Consider the following 15,571-nt stretch of genomic DNA (forward strand, 5'->3'; position numbering starts at 1 on the left):
TCAAAATGCGCTTGCAGAGCGGGTGAATGGCATATTGAAAACAGAATTTTTGTTAAATAAACCGTATGACCTAAAGCAGGCTAAACAAATGGTGAAAGAGTCGATCCGTATCTACAACCAAAAGAGGTCGCATCTAAGCTTAAAATACAAAACGCCTGATGCGGTGCACCAGGCGTTTTAGGATCATAAAATAGATTTTTAACTGTCAACCTATATTAGGACGAGTCAATTGATATCAGGTAAGGGCTTAATTCTTGAGCGGTGTACCCAACAATAAAATTTCTCTAGTCAATAGCCCGCTATCGCTTTCACGCATATTCCACAGATCTAATTGGGTAGTGGGAGCATAAGGGTCTACATAGACTCCATCCTTCCTTAATTCAAAATGCAGGTGAGGGCCCGTTGATCTGCCGGTTGATCCAACATAACCAATCTCAAGACCACGACGTACTTCATTGCCCACTTCTAGCTCTACGTTGTAATTACTCAAATGCGCATAGTAGGTCCGGTAATTGCCTGGATGCTCAAGGATGATGAGATTACCAAAGGCGCCGCTATAACCCAGATGAACTACCTTGCCAGTGGCTACGCTAAAGATTGGGGTTCCGATTGGTGCCGAATAATCGATGCCCATATGAGTGCGATATCGCTGCTTGGGAGCTGCTGCAGTTGCGACTCCATTTTTTGCTGGTGCAACTTTCTTCATTGAGGCTCGCACACTACCAACACCTCGTGATATGCGTCGATAGCTAAGGGGGTTAGTCCAGAAGGTGCGCTCAATAGATTCTCCGCTGGCGGTATAAAAGGCGCCAGGAATATCGTTGCGCTCGATCCAGAATGCGCTAGAAAATACCTCTTTTGATGTGGGATCAATAATTTCTGCAGCCCAAATTTGCGCCCAATGCTCTTTGTCGCCAAAGTCCACAATGAGGCGAACAATACTGTTCGTATTTTCGAGGGCGTTACTTTCTTCCGGGTAAATTTGTTTAATGACAGAATTCAATTCCCAAACTAGTTCGACGGGTAATTTATCCCCTACTTTTTTAGGATCGTAGAGCACATCACTTAGGGGCAATTCAATTTCTGTAAATCGTTTGGATTCCTCTTTTAAGTAGTCTTGCTGAATCAAAAAACTGCCAGCCGCTGATGGAGTAAAGGTCCAGATCTCGGTCTTAGCATCTTGCAAGGGGCCATTCATGATGCTGAGTGATTCGAATCGATTACGACTTCCAAGAGCAAGAGCGTAAGGAATGCAATTGCCCCGCATCCGATCAAAAAAGCCTTTGGTTTGGGATCTAAAAAAATCATTAAAGTTGCGATCTTCCAGGCCTAGATTGGATGGAAGACTCTCTTCGTTATAGCTACGACGTAGGCAGCCTCGTTGAACGCGGTAATCTAAGTTGCTTCCACCTGCGGCGCTGTATTCACCCTCAATTCGTTTAAATAGCTCGGGATTTAGGCTCATGCTTTTGGAGGGTTGGTTGAGCGAATTTTCCCTGAGCTTGATGCCAGATTGTTTGCTGCTTTGTATGGCAGTCTTTTGTTTGATCTGTGGCGCTTTACTGGTTTTGCTATTTTGGCTCGCAGTTTGTGCGAGTGCACTGGGGATGAGCTCTACCCCTGGTAGTTGAATGAGGCCAACTAGCGCAAATCCAATTATTTTGATTGCCCCTTTAAAAAAGAGGGGCTGCACACAGACATTTTTCTTCACAGGCCAATTATCCAATATTGTTATCAAGGATCTGGATTTTTTGGGGCGTGCCGTACCGCAATAATGTGAATTTAATTCAATTCAGGTGCTATTTTTAGCACTTCAAAGGCCGCCTTGAGTCGTGTCTCATAGACTTGCTTCATCTGGGCCGCCTCTTCGGGTGACCACTCTCTGAAACCTGCCCCTTTAGCCATTCCTGTTTTTCCGGCATTTACAAGATCCATGACGCAGGGAGGTGGTGCGCTAATGTTAGAGAGAGATGGGTAAATGACTTCTGCTGCCAATGCCATACCTTCCCAGCCGGAGATTTCTTTTTGAGTCATGGGGCCAACTGCGGCGTAGCGAAAGCCAAAGCTATAGCGCACCGCAGTATCTACGTCATCTGGCGAGGCAATACCTTCTTGCACTAAAGAAAGTGCTTCACGCATTAATGCATGCTGAATTCGGTTGGCTAAAAATCCTGGAATATCGCGCTTCACTAATACGGGTTTTTTACCATGGGCGCGATAAAGCGCGCAAATCTGCTCAGCTATCTGAGCATCAGAATTTTCACCTAAGACCACTTCCACTAAGGGAACGATGTGCGCAGGCATAAAGTAGTGGGTATTCAACATCCGATTACTTGTGGCTAATCCTTGAGCAATATCACTGATCGGAAAACCCGAGCTATTACTACCAATGGGAATGGTGGGTGGAATACGCTGATCAAGCTCGCTAAAGAGTGCTTGTTTGAGGTCTAGACGTTCAGAGATGGTTTCAATAACGAGATCAGTATTCTGCCAATCCGACCAATCCGCTATCGTTCCGGCAAGTAGGGGAGTTCCGCCGTCTCGCCACGCAGCATTAATAGAATTAGCGCATGCTTCTACCTTAGAAAGGCTGCCCTGCGCCTTCTTGAGATCTCTACCTAGCAAAATCGTTTGAGCGCCAAAAGCCAAGAAGCCGGCGGCAATACCCACCCCCATGGTGCCTGTACCAATGACAACGACTTTACTCATAGCGCCCTCAAATAATCGTAGATGAAGCATATTGATGATGGACTCATTATTCCTTATTTAGGAGCCGTCAGATAATGCGAATTATGGCTACAATAATTTTTTGAATACAGGAGTTCTCATGCCCATCATTGAGTCAGTATCAGTTGCTGCAGTAGCGGTGCCCCTGGATAAGGTCACATCCTTTTCCACGCGAACGGTTTCAGAGCGGCACTATTGCTTAGTCAAGGTACGTGGCAAGGATGGCAATGAGGGTATTGGTTTTTGTTATGTTGGCAGCGCGGGCGGCGATATTGCCAAGATTGCGGTAGAGCAATTGCTAGCCCCAAAACTGATTGGTCAAAATAGCCATCGCAGCGAAGGCTTGTGGATGGAGATGTATAACGAATCCATTCTGCAGGGACGTGCTGGCGCTGTCATGCGTGGCATCTCCATCTTGGATACGGCGCTCTGGGATTTAAATGCCCATGCCGCAAAGTTGCCCCTTCACCATTATTTAGGTTCGGTGGTGGACGACCGCGTTCCAGCCTATGCCAGCGGTGGCTACTACCTAGACGGAAAAACGCCTGCCAAGTTGGGTAAGGAGATGGAGTCTTACGTTAAACAGGGTTTTAAAGCCGTCAAAATGAAAGTAGGACGTCTTTCTCCAAGAGAAGAAGAGGCGCGGGTTAAAGCGGCTCGTAAGGCCGTAGGCGAGGATGTTCTGCTGACGCTCGATGCCAACAATGCTTGGCGCGATCTACCCACTGCCCTAGAGTACATTCGTCGCTTTGAAGCTTACAACCCATACTGGATTGAGGAACCTTTTTCTCCGGATGCCATTGATCTGCATGCGGCTCTGGCTCGCCAGACCAAGATCAATGTGGCGACCGGTGAAATGGAAGCGGGGCGCTGGCGTTTTAGGGAGTTAATTGATGCGGGCGGTGCTGCTATCTTGCAATCGGATGCAGCAGTGTGTGGGGGTATTACTGAGTGGCGGCGTATTTCTGCTTACGCGGATTTAAAAGGCGTGATTGTTTGCCCGCACTGGATGCATGACTTGCATGCGCCTTTGGTGGCTGCAACGCCGAATGCTCGTTTTGTTGAATTCTTCCTGGATGATCAGGTCTTGAACTTCCGTAGACTAATTAATAAGCAGCTTACCTTTAAGAATGGCGATTTGATTTTGCATCAAACGCCAGGCTTGGGTTTTGAGTTTGATGAGGCGGCGATTAAGAAATATGCTGGTAAAGCAGCATGGACAAAGATTGTCTAATTTAATTCATTCATCAGTAATAAAAAATCCCTCACATGATGCGGGATTTTTTATGAGGATTAGAACCGGCCCCAGTCTTCAGTTATTGAAAAATCTCAGCTCGATCGTGGATTGAGTTTGAAGTGGGTAATCGATTGTGTGATCAGCACCAAGCCAAATCCAACGAACCCAATAATGTCTGCCTCGGTTGAGGGGTAAGCAAGCGCTACACCTGCGATCACCATGATGATGCGTTCAAAGGTTTTAGTCTTTTCAATGAACCAACCTTGGAGCCCCCCAGCCAAGCAGATGATGCCAACTACTGCCGTAAATGAAACCCAGGCTATCTGTGACCAGTCAGCTTGCTCTAGGGCGGTAGTGGAGCCCATAAGCAATAAGCTTACGCCCGACTTATCGAGTACGAACATGAATGGCACCAAGATAGCGGGGGCAACGTACTTCCAAGTCTGCAAAGTAGTCTTGTAGGGATTACCTTTGCAAATCGCTGCAGCCGCAAACGGTGAGAGCGCTGTTGGGGGCGAGACCTCAGATAGCACGGCGTAATAAAAGATGAACATGTGCGCTGCAAATTCTGGAACACCTAAATTGATCAGCGCAGGCGCGGCGATCACGGCGCAAATAATATAAGAGGCTGTGACTGGCACGGCAAGGCCTACTACCCAGACTACCAAGCCAGTAAAAATCGCGGTGAGCAAGAGTGAGCCACCCGCATATTGAATGACGATGGAGCTGAACTTCAGACCTAAGCCAGTGAGGGTAACGGTGCCAACAATCAATCCAGCGCCAGCGCAGGTGACGGCAATCGCCAGAACACCAGTAGAACCAGATGCCAGTGCTTTAGTGAGGTTCGAGTTATATAGGCCAGAGAAAATCTTCTCTTTACCTTGGAACCACTCCCAGGGAATGATGGCGGTATCACGACGCAACATGCTTGAAAGTGCCGAAACAACCGTTGCCCAGAATACTGACATGACTGGTGAAAAACCAAACATCATGAAGACCACAATTGAAATCAATGAGAAAAAGTGGAACCAATATTTTTTGGTTAACTTCCAAGCAGATTCCGCCGCTTGGAAGTGGATGTTCTTCATGCCGTATTTGCGAACATCAATTTCTACCATGACTAATAGACCAAGATAAAACAGAATGGTTGGAATGGTTGCCATCAGCAACACATCTAGGTAAGAGATTTTAAGGAAGTCCGCAATCAAGAATGCAGCTGCGCCAAGAACGGGAGGGGAGATGATTGCCCCTAGTCCACCCGCTGCCAACAAACCACCCGCTGCATTTTTCTCGTAACCTACTTTATCGAGCATGGGGGCGGCTACCGAGCCAACAGTGACGGTGGTAGCTACGCCAGAGCCTGATGGGCCACCGAGTAAGAATGATGAAAGAACAATCGTCCTACCAACACCGGAGGATTTGCCACCCATAGCGGCAAAAGAGAAATCAATAAAGAATTTACCTGCACCAGTGAACTGCAGGAAGGCGCCAAAGATAGTGAAGAGAATAATTAGGGTGGCAGATACATCCACCGCAGTACCGTAAATACCCTCAAGCGTCATATACATATAGCCGACTAGACGGTCAAGGTCATAGCCCTTGTGTGTCCATGGGGCTGGCAGGTAGTTGCCAAATAAGGCGTATAGCAAAAACAGGGAGGTAACGACAACTAAGACCATGCCATTGGTTCTTCGTACGCTCTCCAGAATGATGGCGATGAGAAAGACGCCAACCATGACATCGGTTGAGTTCGGTGCGGTATTGCGATCAAATAGGTCGTCCCCACTACTTAAAATGTAATAGGCAACAGCTAGTGACCCCACGGCAAATAAAATATCCCACCACATGAGGCGGTTCTTAAATCGGGCTGCAATCGGAAAGCTAAGGAAAACCAAAAATAGTACTAAGGCTACGTGGATAACACGCAGTTGCTGGGTGGGGACAATTGAGTAAGCGGCATACAAATGAAACAAGGACATGCCAACGGCAACCAAGGTGATGAACTTAGCCAAGAGACCTTTGTAGTCATTGGAGTCACCTTCTTCTTGCTTAATGAAGGCGTCTAATTTTTCTTGTGTTTCATTATCAATTACAGCTTGCGTCATGTCTCTACCTATTTTTATATACCACTTTTTTATTATTACAAATTCGGAGCTGCTAAAAAACTCAGGAGTGCTTTAAGGGCACTCCCGATATAGCCATTAATTTACTTTGATATTTTTTTCTTTGAAATACTTTAGCGCGCCTGGATGGTATGCGATTGGTGTGGAGTTTTGTTTTTGATTCTCAAGAGTTACGTTGATATATTCCTTGTGGGTGCGAACTAACTCCAACTTATTGTCAAATACTGCCTTCACAATCTTGTAAGCTTCATCGTCAGGCATATTGGCGTTCACTACAAGGATGTTGGCTACACCAGCCACTTTGTTGTCTTTGCCCATGCCACTGTAAGTTTCCTTTGGGATGTCGGCAGCAAAATACAGGTTGCCATACTTCTTATTCATGGCAGCTACTTCTGCAGAGTTATCCACCATCACAATTTTCATGCCAGGACTATTAGCAAGATCAGTTACAGCCGCAGTTGGTAAACCGCCAACCCAGAAGAAGGCGTCGATTTTGCGATCTTTAACGGCGTTAACAGATTCCGCTACGCTTAGGCGCTCACGCTTCACGTCTTTGTCTTTATCAAGCCCTGCAGCCTCAAGCAAGCGAAAAGCCATTACTTCAGTTGCGCTACCTGGGGCGCCAGTACTCACACGTTTACCCTTGAGATCCTTCATGGACTTAATGCCAGTAGAGTCCACTGTGACCACGTGCATGAGGTTTGGATACAGAACCAAGAGTGTGCGTAAATCCACTTTCTTGTTCGCGAATTTGCCCTCACCATCTTTAGCATCTTTAGCTGCGTCGGCCATAGAGAAGCCAACGTAGGGCTTGCCTGTGCCGATGAGGTTGAGGTTATCTACTGAGCCCCCAGTCACTTCGGCAGTAGCTGACATTCCGGGTACTTTGCTAGAGAGTACTGAGGCAAGTCCACCACCCATTGGGTAGTAAACGCCACCAGTACCGCCGGTTGCGATGGAAATGTTTTGTGCTTGTGCGGCACCGAACAGCATAGTGAGTGATACGGCAATAACTTTAATTAGCTTCATTTTTGTCTCCTGTTATGCGTTTGTTTAATTAAAGACCTGGCATGCTGAAATTCATTTTTTCTAATTCGCTCAGCAATTTCGCTTGCTGGTCTGCGCTCAGTTGCATGAGTGGTGGGCGTACTCGTAGCCACTCAGAATCTTTACTGTAATGCGCAACTGCAGTTTTCATACCGGCAATCATTTGATATTGAGCAAAAATTGAGCGTACTTGATCTAAGGATTCTTGGCGTTGATCTGCGTCAGATTCCCTCCAATGGGCGGCTAATTCAGCGATAGCCCTAGGGTTTACGTTAGCAGTTGCTGAGATACAACCAACTCCGCCTGCACGTAAGGCCCGCATTAAGAACACTTCGCTACCAGCGTAAACGCGAAAACCAGATGGCGCCAATAATTTAATGACAGATTCCGTATATGACCAATCTCCAGAGCTATCCTTCATACCAACAACAGTCTTTGGATATTCTTTAGCAAGGCGCTCTAGCAATGAAAGACTCAGGTTAATTTTGGTAACGGGTGGAATGTTGTAAATATAAACTTGCAATGCTGCGTCACCCACCTTTTGAATCACTTCTGAGAAGTAGGCAAAGAGGCCATCATCTGTGACGTCTTTGTAATAGAAGGGCGGAAGCATCAACACGCCAGCACATTGATGTTGAACCGCATGGCGCGTCATATTAACAGTGGCATCAATCGACGTAGCACCCGTGCCAGGCATCATGTGTGCTGGGTTTAAGCCGCCTTCAATCAAGGACGTGAGCGTCCCCATTTTTTGCGGGGCAGACATCGAGTTTGCTTCTGAGTTTGTTCCGAAGATGGCTTGGCCAACACCATTGGCTTCGAGCCACTGACATTGCTTTAGTAATTTTTGAGCATCTGGGCTGCCATCTTCTTTAAATGGAGTTAATACCGGTGAGAGCACTGCTGGCAGTGTGGACGGGTGTAGGGAAATGGTCATGCTTGCTCCGGTTTAATTTTTAATTTCGGTCAGAAGTGACTGTTGATTGTAAAAAGCTTCTAAATTATCTATTGCTAAGTTTGTCATCAATTGACGCGTTTCCGAAGTTGCGCTTCCAATATGCGGTGTTAATAAGACATTATCAATATTTAAGAAATCGGCGTTCGGATTTGGTTCATTTTCAAATACATCGAGTGCCGCACCAGCGATCTTTTTTTGTTGCAGCGCAACTAAAAGTGCCGCTTCATCTACTACGCTACCGCGGGCAATATTAATGAGATAGCCCTTGGGTCCTAAAGCATCCAATACTTCAGCGTTGATCATCTTGTCTGTCTCTGGGCTGGCGGGGCAGGCAAGAAAAAGAATGTCACATTCCTTTGCCAATGCCTTGATATCGGGGTAATAGTCGTAAGGAACATCCTTACGCGCGGGCCCGGTATAGGCAATTTTGACTTTGAAAGGTTCTAGGCGCTTAGCAAGATCTTGGCCAATGCGACCCATTCCTGCGATACCGACTTGTTTGCCAGCGAGAGTCGTGGTGACTGTAAACAAACCCTTGGACCAAGCTGAACTTTTAACAAATTCGTGCGCCTGCGGAATGCGACGCAATAAACCAAATAGCATACCAATTGCTAGTTCACAAACTGCGTCATTGAGAACGCCTGGAGTATTACTGGCCTTGATCCCCTTGGCCTTGAGGTAGTCCAATGGGAGGTTGTCGTAACCTACGCCACAAGTTGCGACCATCTTCACCATGGGGAGCTTCTCAAGTAATTGGATGGGTAGTTGGGTATTTGAGCGAATCAAAATACTCTCGTAAGAACCGGGCGGTAGATTGGTGTTGAGGTCGGCAAGGCGAACTGGAGTAATGCGCTGGTCAATGACCGTTTGCATTACCTCAGGAAATTGGCCGACCTGCAGTACCGAATTGACTGGGATCATGTCTCACTTACTTTTTTATTGGAATAATGAAATCATTGTAAGAGGATTTGTAATCCTTATCTTGCCACCGAAGGAGAAGTTAAAAATGTTATTTACCCCTGCCGAAACAAAAGTGGTGATCGTTGGTGGCGGCACTATGGGCGCTGATGTAGCAGCTGTTTGTGCACGTGGAGGTTGCGCAGTGCAGGTGCTTGAACTTACGACAGAGCGCCGCGCACTCTTGCCAGATTACTTTGCCAGCACCATGATCGACCTAGGTTATGAAAATCGCCTACATTTACTGACTACCGCCGGTTCATTAGAGGAGGTGGATTGGCCGGAAGTAGATCTGGTAATTGAGTGCGTACCTGAGCGCTTAGACATTAAACAAGAATTGTTTGCCAAGCTGGAGCAATACGCAAAACCTGAAGCGGTCCTGGCCAGTAACAGCACCAGCTTTCCGATTAGTGATATTGCGCGTGGTCTGAAAACACCTGCCCGTATGATCGGCCTACATTTTTTCATGCCGGCGCATTTAGTGCCTTGTGTAGAAGTGGTCTACGGTGCGAAGACTTCCCCTATGGTTGGTGAAAGCCTTTCTCGACTAATGACTGCTTGTGGCATGGTGCCAGTGACCGTGAAAAAAGATTTACCGGGTTTTTTGGCTAATCGTTTGCAACATGCTCTATCGCGCGAAGCTTTTGCTATGGTCGATGCGGGCATTGCTAGTTTGGAAGATATTGATAAGGCCGTGCGTTTTGGTTTTGGCTTTCGCTACATTGCGGCTGGACCTGCCATGCAAAGAGATCATGCTGGGCTAGATGTGCATGGTGCTGGGGGTGCGACGATTTATCCCACCCTCAATAATTCCCCCGATATTGCGAAATGCTTAAGTGATCGGATTGCTAGTGGCAAGTTGGGCATGAAAACAGGCGAAGGTTTTTATTCTTGGACTGCGGAGACGATGAAGGCGGAGCGTGAACGCTATCAGGATGCCCTGCGTGCAGGGCTGAAGATTATCCAAAAAGATATTCCAGAGATTAAATAAATCTGGGGTCAGAGCGCCCGATGTTTTATCCTGAGGGCATGAAAAAAATTATTCGTATTTGGGATCTGCCAATTCGCTTGTTTCACTGGCTCTTGGTGATCTGCATTGTTGCTAGCTTTATTACTGTCAATATTGGTGGCAATGCAATGGAGTGGCATGCACGGGTAGGTTACTGTGTTCTGACTTTAATTGTTTTCAGAATATGTTGGGGTGTCATTGGATCTCACCACGCACGCTTCGTGAATTTTGTCCCCAGTCCTAAAGGCTTGCTCGCCTACCTATCTGGAAAAACCAAGGCAGGTCTTGGCCACAATCCCTTGGGCGCCCTATCGGTGGTTGGGCTACTTTTTTCGGTCGGTCTTCAAGCGGTGACGGGCCTTTTTGCAAATGACGACATCATGTTTGAGGGCCCCTTTGCAAAATATGTTTCGAATAGCACTGTGGAGCTCTTGACCTCTATTCACTATTTCAATGAAAAGGTTCTGATTATTCTAATTGCGCTCCATTTATGCGCGATCTTGTATTACCAAAAGTTCAAGGGTGAGAATTTAGTCAAGCCAATGCTGCTAGGCGATAAAGAAATTGACCCAAGCGAGGAGGCAAAGTATTTACCATCTGACTTGGGTCATGCCTCCAAAGATGGAGGTCTGCAACGCGGCTTTGCTTTATTTCTGCTTAGCCTGATTGCGGTGATTCTGGGTTACTTCATTACTAAGTAGTTATTTTTTCTTGAAGTCATCATGGCAACCTTTACAGGTAGCACCGGCTGCACCAAAAGCCTTTTTAATTGCTTCTTGATCTCCTGACTGCGCGGCAGTATTGAGGTTTGCAACAGCGAGCTGCATTTTCTCGGAAGCAGATTTGAATTTGGCGTTATCAGACCATACCTCTGGTAGCGCATTCCCACCTTCAGTGCCTGTGCCAAAGGCTTGCCATGGCAAGGTAGAAATCATTGCAACAACTGCCGCATTTTTAGCGACATCATCCTTGTTGTATGGAGCTTCACCTTTTACGACTGCGCTAATTTTGCCAAAAGAGTTAGCCATTACTGTGAATGCGCTCTGGCGATATTTAATTGCGTCTTCTGGCTTTTTAAATTGCGCATAGGCAATCCCACTAACCAATAAGGTTGGTGCAAGGGTAGCCAAAACAAGATGTTTGAGTTTCATAAGGAGCTCCAATAATTTCAATAGATTAGGGGGGTGACGCTATGTTTGCTCAGCATACTCTCGAACTACTTTTTTTGCCGACGGGAATTTGTTTAGAAAATCATTCTTAAGGGGCTGGTCAGCAGCAGAATCAACCACTCAAAAAAGGCCATCAATGGAGTCATCCAAAGGCTGCCAATAATGCCAGTAAATACGAGGCCCAAGACAATAAAAAATCCCCAAGGCTCTAGCTTTCCGAGTGCGATGGACTGGCGGGCTGGCAACAAGCCGGCTAGTATGCGACCGCCATCTAGCGGAGGGAGTGGAAAGAGGTTAAATACCAAGAGACCTAGATTCCAGGTAATTCCCGCCTGAGACATAGAGATTAAGAACTTTTCATTCACTCCAAGGCCAACGAGAACTATTAGTAGGATGAGCCAAATTAAGGCTTGGATGAAATTAGATCCAGGCCCAGCCAAGGCTACCCAAATAGAGTCAATGCGGGGGTTTCTGAGGCGTCCAAGGTTGACTGGTACGGGTTTGGCATAGCCTACTAAAAAAGGGGATCCCGACAAAATGAGTAGCAGAGGGATCAGAATCGTCCCCACTGGATCTATATGTTTAAGGGGGTTGAGGCTTACTCTGCCGAGCATATAGGCGGTATTGTCACCAAATTGACGCGCTGCATAGCCATGGGCAGCTTCATGGATGGTGATGGCAAAAATCAAAGGAATCGCATTAATCGCGACGGCTTGGATAGAATAGTCAGTAATCATGGCAATATGATATCCATAGGAGTAAAAAAATGACTGATGATAAAAAACCTGAATCAAAAACCCCAGCTAAGTCCGCGCTGGCTAAGCCAGCAGCCCGTCCACCAGCCCCAAAAGGCCCATCTGGTCCTGGCGGTAGGCCTCAGGCAGGCTTTGGAGGCGGAAAAGCCATGATGCGCAAGGCTGGCCGCGGCCGATAGTGGATAATTGCGCTATCAATTAATGTGTTTAATGAGGATTTAGCATGAACGAATGGCATAAAGAGTCAAAAGACGAAATCAACAAAAAGATCATTACTTTGATCGTGATGTTGGCAGCCGCTACTAGCCTGGCTATTTTGTTTGCATTGGTTGCAGCTCATACTGGTTACGTATTCGGTTAATTTGCATTAATGACTAGCCATCGCCAACCTGCAGTATTTGCTGGCCATGGCAGTCCGATGTACGCCATTGAGCCCAATCGCTATACAGCCGCTTGGGCCACTCTTGGTAAATCCCTTAAGCGCCCAGATGCCATCTTGGTTATCTCGGCCCATTGGGTAACTCGGGGAGTTTGGGTTACTGCAATGCCTAAACCCAAAACCATTCATGACTTTGGCGGATTTCCGCAGGCTTTGTTTGATATTCAGTATCCAGCACCAGGAAGTCCTGCGCTTGCGGATCGAGTAAAAGAGCTCTTGGATGTTCCTGTTGTGCTTGAAGAGAATGAATGGGGCATTGATCATGGTGCTTGGTCTGTTCTCAAATACCTCTACCCCAATGCTGATATTCCTGTAGTGCAGCTCAGTTTGGACGGCTCCCTTTCTGCAAGCGAGCACTATGAGCTAGCCAAAAAATTACGCCCTTTGCGGGATGAAAATATTTTGATTCTGGCTAGCGGCAACGTTGTGCACAATTTGCGTACCATTCATTGGGAAGAGGGTGCGACACCGTATCCTTGGGCCAAAGAGTTCAATGATTTTTTTGTTTCGGAGATGAAAGCAAATCATCATGAGACCTTGATTCATTGGGAGCAATTTGGCGACTCTGCTCATTTGTCTATTCCGACCCCTGAACATTATTGGCCTGCCTTGTATGTGCTCGCCCAGCAAGAGCATGGGGAAGAGTCTAAAGTGCTAGTGGATGGAGTAGAAATGGGTTCCATTGGCATGCTCACTTTTTCAATTCAATAAATATCAAAATATGTGGCCATCTATTCTTGCAATTTTCTGTGGAGCTGGTTTAGGCGCATTGCTGAGAGCGGGATTTAATCTGGCGACGGTCAGTATTTCCTCAACGCTACCACTGGGAACCTTTATCTCCAATATGGTGGGTGGATACATGATCGGTATCGCCGTAGCTTTTTTTGGCAACAACCCCGGCCTTTCTCCTGAATGGAAGTTATTTGTGATTACCGGCTTCTTAGGCGGACTCACAACTTTTTCTAGTTTTTCTGCTGAAGTCGTAGGCTTTATGCAGCGCGGTGAAGTCACTTGGGCGCTCGGTACCGCGCTCTTGCATTTAGTTGGCTCACTGTGTCTTACTTTCTTGGGTATTTTGACTTACCAAGCGCTGAAGTAAGTCTTGCAGTAAGACTTATTCGGGCTTGATATTTCCGGCCCTCACTACGGCACTCCATTTAGCAGCTTCAGATTTAATTAAGGCTGCAAAGTCTGCGGGGGTACCGCCACCAATTTCATTTCCTTGGGAGAGCATGAGTTCTCTCAGTTGTGGATCTTTAAGCGCTTCATTAGCAGCTTTATTTAATGTATCAATAATGGGTTTCGGTGTGCCGGCAGGCGCAATGAATCCCTGCCAATTAAGCACTTCAACTTTAGGATATCCAAGCTCTGCAAAGCTAGGCACATTTGGAAAGAGGGGCGATCTCTTTTTACTTGTGATGGCGATCGGGCGTAGCTTGTCTGCTCTGATGCTGGGCACTGCCGAATACATTTGGTCAAACATCATGTCGACATTACCACCCATCAAGTCTGTCAAGCCTGCAGATCCACTCTTGTAGGGCACATGAATCATTTGAATGCCGGCATTTTGCATAAAGAGTTCTGCTGAGAGTTGATGGCTGCCACCAATGCCTCCTGATGAGAAGGTCAGGGTGCCCGGTTTTGCTTTGGCTGCAGTAACAATATCTTGAATAGTCTTGTATGGCGAATTTGGATTAACCACTAAAACTAGGGGTCCTTTTTCTATCAAGATAATTGGGATTAGATCGGTTTCAGGATCGTAGCGCAGGTTGCCAAATAGCGTTTTATTAACCGCCATGGGAGCAAAGTTGCCCATACCAATCGTGTAGCCATCTGGCGTGGATCTTGCTACAAACTCAGTGCCAATATTTCCGCCGGCACCCGGTTTGTTGTCAATGACAAAGGGTTGCTTCAGGATCACACTCATTTTCTGGGCCAACTGCCTACTACGAGAATCTGCACTCCCGCCTGCGCCATAAGGCACAACCACAGTAATGGGTTTATTGGGGTAATTGGTTTGGGCTTGTGGCGTAGCAACAGTTAGCAATGCCGCACAGAGTGCAGATATCTTTAAAAGTTTCATCATTGTCATATCACTCCCATGATTCCTAGGGTTGCGCCTAGTGCGATTAAATATAAAGGATGCCAGCGAGTCAATACAGCTATTCCAATGGTGAATAGCGTAAGTGCATATGCTGCGTAGCTATGATTAATTTGCAAAGCAATCTGCCATGCAGACGAGAGTACTAAGCCGATTGCAAGAGCTGCTGCAGCATATTGAATGGACTTCTTTTTGTGAGCATCGTTCATGCCCAATATCAGGCGTTGCAAGTGGTAAACCAAAATGGACGATGGCCAAGCAATTGCAATGGTTGCAACTAGGGCTCCTAAGACACCATGAACATGCCAGCCGATGAGAGTGACTGTCATGAAGTTTGGGCCGGGCGCAGCTTGTGCGATGGCAAAGTAATCTGCAAAAGTTTGTAAGTCAATCCAATGCTCTTGATTTACAGACAGATCCAATAGGCTGGGAAGTAGCGCATTCACTCCTCCGAATGCAATCAGAGAAAAGGCGGAAAGCTTTAAAAAGAGACTGATTAACACGCTCATAGTTTGCGCGCCTTTTTTTGTGCCAAGATCCACGCAAGCGGAGAAGCAATGAGAACCACCCAGCCAAGACCGAGCTGGTAATAACTGGCGGCAATTACAGTTACAGCTACCACTAGTAACATCGCAGGAAAGCGCAACTCATCACGCAACATTTTGATTCCAGTGGAGGCAATTAAGCCCACCCCAACAGCAGAAATACCCCGCAGAATGCCTTGGACGGATTCCAGATAGCTGAAATGTGTATAGAGAAGGGCTAGCAGCATCACAATGCAAATGGGTCCAAGCGTTAAGCCAAGTACGGCTGCTAATGCGCCCTTTGCACCGGCAAAGCGGGAGCCAATACAAACTGCCAGATTAACAATGTTGGGACCCGGAACAATTTGACATATTCCAAGAATGGCGCTGAAGTCTTCAGAGCTTAATACTTTATCTCGCTCAACCAGAGTCCGGCGCGCCCAAGGTAAAACCCCGCCAAAACCAGACATCCCGATTTTGCTGAAGCTGATAAATAATTCTGCGGGGGTAAGTGTCTTCAAGTGA

Annotated in this window: 20 protein-coding genes; 9 read left to right on the top strand and 11 right to left on the bottom strand. The window is 46.8% G+C overall.

All coding sequences use genetic code 11. The features are described from left to right. On the top strand, positions 1–181 hold a 181-nt coding region (locus tag ICN12_RS08510; protein ID WP_216272078.1), incomplete at its 5' end, for an integrase core domain-containing protein. Positions 182–247: 66 nt separating this feature from the next. Here ICN12_RS08510 and ICN12_RS08515 read toward each other — a convergent pair. Beyond that, positions 248–1,465: a M23 family metallopeptidase gene (locus ICN12_RS08515; protein ID WP_216272079.1), complete on the bottom strand. Its 1,218-nt coding sequence runs from the start codon at positions 1,463–1,465 to the stop codon at positions 248–250. Between the two features lie 12 nt (positions 1,466–1,477). Between ICN12_RS08515 and ICN12_RS08520 the strand changes: the two genes are divergently transcribed. Continuing rightward, positions 1,478–1,627: a hypothetical protein gene (locus ICN12_RS08520; protein ID WP_216272080.1), complete on the top strand. Its 150-nt coding sequence runs from the start codon at positions 1,478–1,480 to the stop codon at positions 1,625–1,627. Positions 1,628–1,782: 155 nt separating this feature from the next. Here the strand turns inward: ICN12_RS08520 and ICN12_RS08525 are convergent, their stop codons facing one another. Further along, positions 1,783–2,709, bottom strand: a complete 927-nt coding sequence (locus ICN12_RS08525; protein WP_216272081.1) for a 3-hydroxyacyl-CoA dehydrogenase NAD-binding domain-containing protein — start codon at positions 2,707–2,709, stop codon at positions 1,783–1,785. A 118-nt stretch (positions 2,710–2,827) separates the two neighbouring features. Between ICN12_RS08525 and ICN12_RS08530 the strand changes: the two genes are divergently transcribed. Next, the gene (locus ICN12_RS08530) at positions 2,828–3,961 is read left to right on the top strand and encodes a mandelate racemase/muconate lactonizing enzyme family protein (protein WP_216272082.1); all 1,134 of its coding nucleotides are present in this window, start codon (positions 2,828–2,830) and stop codon (positions 3,959–3,961) included. A 95-nt stretch (positions 3,962–4,056) separates the two neighbouring features. On the opposite strand, the gene ICN12_RS08535 is transcribed toward ICN12_RS08530, so the two are convergent. The 4 genes from ICN12_RS08535 to ICN12_RS08550 form a co-directional block, all read right to left on the bottom strand. Beyond that, a complete protein-coding gene (locus tag ICN12_RS08535) occupies positions 4,057–6,069 on the bottom strand; it encodes a TRAP transporter permease (protein WP_216272083.1) in 2,013 nt (670 codons plus the stop codon). Positions 6,070–6,165: 96 nt separating this feature from the next. Beyond that, a complete protein-coding gene (locus ICN12_RS08540) occupies positions 6,166–7,116 on the bottom strand; it encodes a TAXI family TRAP transporter solute-binding subunit (protein WP_216272084.1) in 951 nt (316 codons plus the stop codon). Between the two features lie 28 nt (positions 7,117–7,144). Further along, positions 7,145–8,071 carry a dihydrodipicolinate synthase family protein gene (locus ICN12_RS08545; protein ID WP_216272085.1) on the bottom strand — a complete coding sequence of 309 codons (927 nt, stop codon included), beginning with the start codon at positions 8,069–8,071 and terminating at the stop codon, positions 7,145–7,147. A gap of 12 nt (positions 8,072–8,083) precedes the next feature. Continuing rightward, on the bottom strand, positions 8,084–9,013 hold the full coding sequence (locus ICN12_RS08550; RefSeq protein WP_216272086.1) for a 2-hydroxyacid dehydrogenase: 930 nt from the start codon (positions 9,011–9,013) through the stop codon (positions 8,084–8,086). Positions 9,014–9,098: 85 nt separating this feature from the next. On the opposite strand from ICN12_RS08550, the gene ICN12_RS08555 reads away from it, so the two are divergent. Both ICN12_RS08555 and ICN12_RS08560 read left to right on the top strand, forming a co-directional pair. Further along, positions 9,099–10,040 carry a 3-hydroxyacyl-CoA dehydrogenase family protein gene (locus tag ICN12_RS08555; RefSeq protein WP_216272087.1) on the top strand — a complete coding sequence of 314 codons (942 nt, stop codon included), beginning with the start codon at positions 9,099–9,101 and terminating at the stop codon, positions 10,038–10,040. 38 nt (positions 10,041–10,078) lie between these two features. Further along, positions 10,079–10,759, top strand: coding sequence for a cytochrome b/b6 domain-containing protein (locus ICN12_RS08560; protein WP_216272088.1), 681 nt, complete (start codon positions 10,079–10,081; stop codon positions 10,757–10,759). On the opposite strand, the gene ICN12_RS08565 is transcribed toward ICN12_RS08560, so the two are convergent. Beyond that, positions 10,760–11,209 (bottom strand): c-type cytochrome, encoded by a 450-nt coding sequence (locus ICN12_RS08565; protein ID WP_216272089.1) that lies wholly within the window; start codon positions 11,207–11,209, stop codon positions 10,760–10,762. A gap of 92 nt (positions 11,210–11,301) precedes the next feature. Then, entirely contained in the window at positions 11,302–11,964 is a 663-nt protein-coding gene (locus tag ICN12_RS08570; RefSeq protein WP_216272090.1) for a site-2 protease family protein, read from the bottom strand. A gap of 29 nt (positions 11,965–11,993) precedes the next feature. Here ICN12_RS08570 and ICN12_RS08575 point away from each other — a divergent pair, with 29 nt between their 5' ends. From ICN12_RS08575 to crcB, 4 genes are read left to right on the top strand one after another with little or no spacing between them, the layout of a single operon-like run. Beyond that, complete coding sequence (locus ICN12_RS08575) at positions 11,994–12,161, top strand: hypothetical protein (RefSeq protein ID WP_216272091.1); 168 nt, start codon at positions 11,994–11,996, stop codon at positions 12,159–12,161. Between the two features lie 44 nt (positions 12,162–12,205). Then, positions 12,206–12,343, top strand: a complete 138-nt coding sequence (locus ICN12_RS08580) for a hypothetical protein (protein ID WP_169711246.1) — start codon at positions 12,206–12,208, stop codon at positions 12,341–12,343. 9 nt (positions 12,344–12,352) lie between these two features. After that, the gene (ygiD, locus tag ICN12_RS08585) at positions 12,353–13,132 is read left to right on the top strand and encodes a 4,5-DOPA-extradiol-dioxygenase (RefSeq protein WP_216272092.1); all 780 of its coding nucleotides are present in this window, start codon (positions 12,353–12,355) and stop codon (positions 13,130–13,132) included. Positions 13,133–13,142: 10 nt separating this feature from the next. After that, positions 13,143–13,520, top strand: a complete 378-nt coding sequence (crcB, locus tag ICN12_RS08590) for a fluoride efflux transporter CrcB (RefSeq protein WP_216272093.1) — start codon at positions 13,143–13,145, stop codon at positions 13,518–13,520. Between the two features lie 15 nt (positions 13,521–13,535). Here crcB and ICN12_RS08595 read toward each other — a convergent pair whose 3' ends face one another. The 3 genes from ICN12_RS08595 to ICN12_RS08605 are packed head-to-tail and all read right to left on the bottom strand — an operon-like array spanning position 13,536 to position 15,567. After that, positions 13,536–14,513, bottom strand: a complete 978-nt coding sequence (locus tag ICN12_RS08595; RefSeq protein ID WP_370625004.1) for a Bug family tripartite tricarboxylate transporter substrate binding protein — start codon at positions 14,511–14,513, stop codon at positions 13,536–13,538. Then, complete coding sequence (locus ICN12_RS08600; RefSeq protein ID WP_216272094.1) at positions 14,510–15,031, bottom strand: chromate transporter; 522 nt, start codon at positions 15,029–15,031, stop codon at positions 14,510–14,512. Before ICN12_RS08600 ends, ICN12_RS08595 begins: the two co-directional genes overlap by 4 nt. Beyond that, positions 15,028–15,567, bottom strand: coding sequence for a chromate transporter (locus tag ICN12_RS08605; protein ID WP_216272095.1), 540 nt, complete (start codon positions 15,565–15,567; stop codon positions 15,028–15,030). Before ICN12_RS08605 ends, ICN12_RS08600 begins: the two co-directional genes overlap by 4 nt. Positions 15,568–15,571: the final 4 nt, after the last annotated feature.

Source organism: Polynucleobacter sp. AM-25C3, from assembly GCF_018882335.1.
GTDB lineage: Bacteria > Pseudomonadota > Gammaproteobacteria > Burkholderiales > Burkholderiaceae > Polynucleobacter.

Excerpts from the sequence above, each read along its gene's own strand:
- ICN12_RS08515 (WP_216272079.1), bottom strand. The coding sequence starts at position 1,465 with ATGAGCCTAAATCCCGAGCTATTTAAACGAATTGAGGGTGAATACAGC.
- ICN12_RS08525 (WP_216272081.1), bottom strand. The coding sequence starts at position 2,709 with ATGAGTAAAGTCGTTGTCATTGGTACAGGCACCATGGGGGTGGGTATT.
- ICN12_RS08530 (WP_216272082.1), top strand. The coding sequence starts at position 2,828 with ATGCCCATCATTGAGTCAGTATCAGTTGCTGCAGTAGCGGTGCCCCTG.
- ICN12_RS08535 (WP_216272083.1), bottom strand. The coding sequence starts at position 6,069 with ATGACGCAAGCTGTAATTGATAATGAAACACAAGAAAAATTAGACGCC.
- ICN12_RS08540 (WP_216272084.1), bottom strand. The coding sequence starts at position 7,116 with ATGAAGCTAATTAAAGTTATTGCCGTATCACTCACTATGCTGTTCGGT.
- ICN12_RS08545 (WP_216272085.1), bottom strand. The coding sequence starts at position 8,071 with ATGACCATTTCCCTACACCCGTCCACACTGCCAGCAGTGCTCTCACCG.
- ICN12_RS08550 (WP_216272086.1), bottom strand. The coding sequence starts at position 9,013 with ATGATCCCAGTCAATTCGGTACTGCAGGTCGGCCAATTTCCTGAGGTA.
- ICN12_RS08555 (WP_216272087.1), top strand. The coding sequence starts at position 9,099 with ATGTTATTTACCCCTGCCGAAACAAAAGTGGTGATCGTTGGTGGCGGC.
- ICN12_RS08560 (WP_216272088.1), top strand. The coding sequence starts at position 10,079 with ATGAAAAAAATTATTCGTATTTGGGATCTGCCAATTCGCTTGTTTCAC.
- ICN12_RS08565 (WP_216272089.1), bottom strand. The coding sequence starts at position 11,209 with ATGAAACTCAAACATCTTGTTTTGGCTACCCTTGCACCAACCTTATTG.
- ICN12_RS08570 (WP_216272090.1), bottom strand. The coding sequence starts at position 11,964 with ATGATTACTGACTATTCTATCCAAGCCGTCGCGATTAATGCGATTCCT.
- ICN12_RS08575 (WP_216272091.1), top strand. The coding sequence starts at position 11,994 with ATGACTGATGATAAAAAACCTGAATCAAAAACCCCAGCTAAGTCCGCG.
- ICN12_RS08580 (WP_169711246.1), top strand. The coding sequence starts at position 12,206 with ATGAACGAATGGCATAAAGAGTCAAAAGACGAAATCAACAAAAAGATC.
- ygiD (WP_216272092.1), top strand. The coding sequence starts at position 12,353 with ATGACTAGCCATCGCCAACCTGCAGTATTTGCTGGCCATGGCAGTCCG.
- crcB (WP_216272093.1), top strand. The coding sequence starts at position 13,143 with ATGTGGCCATCTATTCTTGCAATTTTCTGTGGAGCTGGTTTAGGCGCA.
- ICN12_RS08595 (WP_370625004.1), bottom strand. The coding sequence starts at position 14,513 with ATGACAATGATGAAACTTTTAAAGATATCTGCACTCTGTGCGGCATTG.
- ICN12_RS08600 (WP_216272094.1), bottom strand. The coding sequence starts at position 15,031 with ATGAGCGTGTTAATCAGTCTCTTTTTAAAGCTTTCCGCCTTTTCTCTG.